Below are 1,903 nucleotides of genomic sequence, written 5' to 3'. Positions count from 1 at the left end.
AGAGCGGGGCCCCCCCGATCAACCCGCCGTCGCAGGGCGACCCGACCAACCCGGCTCAGCCGCGCGGCTGAGCCGGGTTGGTCGGGTCGCCCTGCGACGGCGGGTTGATCGGGGGGGCCCCGCTCTCGCCCAGCAGCGGGCCGGTGGGTGCCGGGGCGTGCTCGGGAGCCGGGGCGGCAGGGTTCCCCGAGGACGGCTCGGCCCCTGCGGCGAGCTGGTCGGCCCGGGCCCGCAGGACGGTCAGCAGGGGTTCGCGGGCGCCGTGCGCCTCCTCGTAGGCCAGGAGCCTGGTGAGGCCGTCGGCGTCGAGGGCGCGCGCCCGGTCGCGCAGCGTCGCGACGGGCAGGTGGTCGTAGTCGGGGATCGGCAGCTGGGTGCGGTCGTCGGTCACGGCTGGGCTCCCTGGGGGCGGCGCCGGCGGGTGGCGTCGCGGCGCCTGTCGTCGTCGGCCGCTCGGCTGGACCGTCCGCCGGATGCTACGGGCGCGGCCGCCGCCCCGCCCGGCGGCCGGATGGTCGGCCGCCCGGGCACTCGGCAGGATGCGGCCATGACCGAGATCAGGCGCGGGTTGCACTACCGGTTCGTCTTCGAGGGGGTGGCCAACGACCTCCGGCAGCTCGTGACGCCCTCGGGCAAGCTCGTGGACGCCGCCGACGCGGTGGCCGTCGAGGAGCTCGCGCCGCCGCTGCCCAGCGGCCCGGGGTCCGTCCTGCTCGACAAGGCCGGCCGGGCCTGGCAGCTGGGCGAGGACGAGCCGGCGCGGTGGCGCGACAGCACGGGCGGGCAGCTGTCCGCGGAGGACATGCGGGCCCACGGCGTCGCGGAGGTGCTGCGGGACACCACCTCTCGCGGCGAGCGCTGACCGGCCGCTCCTCGCCCTGCCGCGCGTCGAGGCCTCCCGCGCGCTCAGCCGTCACCCGGAGGGTCGAGGACCGCGGCGACGACCTCCGCGGCGCGGTCCTCCGGCACCCAGTGCCCCGTGTCGAGCGGCTGGGTGCGGAAGGGCGCGGCGACGAAGCGCCCGGTGCCGGCCACGGCCGCCGGGGAGAAGAACGGGTCGGTGCGCCCGTGCAGGTAGCTCACGGGCACCCGGACGCGCCGCGGCGGGCCCGGCGGCCCCGAGAGCGGCAGGGCCCGGTACCAGTTCAGGGCCGCGGTCAGGGCGCCGGGCGAGGACGGTGTCCCGGGCGCGCTCAGGGCCGCGGTGTAGCTCCGGGCGAGCGGTTCCGGCAGGCCGCTGCGCGTCAGCAGCGTGCGCAGCCCCAGGCCGTCGCGGGCGAGCAGCACCGCCTCGGGCAGGCGGGGGAGCTGGAAGACGCCCATGTACGCCGACCGCAGCGCCTGCGTGCCGCGGGCCGCGGCCTCGCGCAGCGCGCCCGGGTGCGGTGTCGACAGCACCGTCAGGGCCGAGACCCGCTGTGGCGCAGCGGTGGCCAGCGCCCACGCGACGGCCCCGCCCCAGTCGTGACCCACCACGTGCGCCCGGTCGGCCCCGGCGGCGTCGAGCAGGGCGAGCACGTCGCCGACGAGCTCGCGCACGACGTAGGCGGACCGGCCCGCGGGGCGGGCCCCGGGGGAGTAGCCCCGCTGGTCCGGGACCAGGACGCGCCGGCCGGCCGCGGCGAGGGCAGGCGCGACGGCGGCGTAGGCGCTCCGGCTCTGGGGGAACCCGTGCAGGCAGACGACCACGGGACCGTCCAGGGGCCCGAGGTCGTCGACATCGAACTCGAGGGGACCGGGACGGGACGTGTCGCGGCGGAACGAGGAGAGGCGGGCGGGCACGCCGGCATCCTCCGCCGTCCCGGCTCCCGGGGCACCCGGGGCCGCCGCCGTCCGTCGCCGTTTGCCGTCGGGGGGGCCGGGTAGGCAGGCGGGCACGGGTGAGCAGGGCCCGGGTGAGCAG

Annotated in this window: 3 protein-coding genes; 1 reads left to right on the top strand and 2 read right to left on the bottom strand. The window is 79.1% G+C overall.

The annotated features are described in order from the left end of the window. Positions 1 to 55 precede the first annotated feature (55 nt). Positions 56 to 391, bottom strand: coding sequence for a DUF8129 domain-containing protein (locus tag GTR02_RS21470; protein WP_166609500.1), 336 nt, complete (start codon positions 389 to 391; stop codon positions 56 to 58). A gap of 156 nt (positions 392 to 547) precedes the next feature. On the opposite strand from GTR02_RS21470, the gene GTR02_RS21465 reads away from it, so the two are divergent. Continuing rightward, the gene (locus GTR02_RS21465) at positions 548 to 862 is read left to right on the top strand and encodes a hypothetical protein (protein WP_166609499.1); all 315 of its coding nucleotides are present in this window, start codon (positions 548 to 550) and stop codon (positions 860 to 862) included. Positions 863 to 906: 44 nt separating this feature from the next. Here GTR02_RS21465 and GTR02_RS21460 read toward each other — a convergent pair whose 3' ends face one another. Further along, the gene (locus GTR02_RS21460; RefSeq protein WP_166609498.1) at positions 907 to 1,782 is read right to left on the bottom strand and encodes an alpha/beta fold hydrolase; all 876 of its coding nucleotides are present in this window, start codon (positions 1,780 to 1,782) and stop codon (positions 907 to 909) included. Positions 1,783 to 1,903: the final 121 nt, after the last annotated feature.

This window comes from Kineococcus siccus (assembly GCF_009906795.1).
Lineage (GTDB): Bacteria > Actinomycetota > Actinomycetes > Actinomycetales > Kineococcaceae > Kineococcus > Kineococcus siccus.
The sequence above is the reverse complement of the archived record's forward strand: the minus strand, read 5'-3'. Positions and strand labels throughout refer to the sequence as shown.

What these genes read in the sequence shown, in the direction of transcription:
- GTR02_RS21465 (WP_166609499.1), top strand. Translation starts at nt 548, where the DNA reads ATGACCGAGATCAGGCGCGGGTTGCACTACCGGTTCGTCTTCGAGGGG.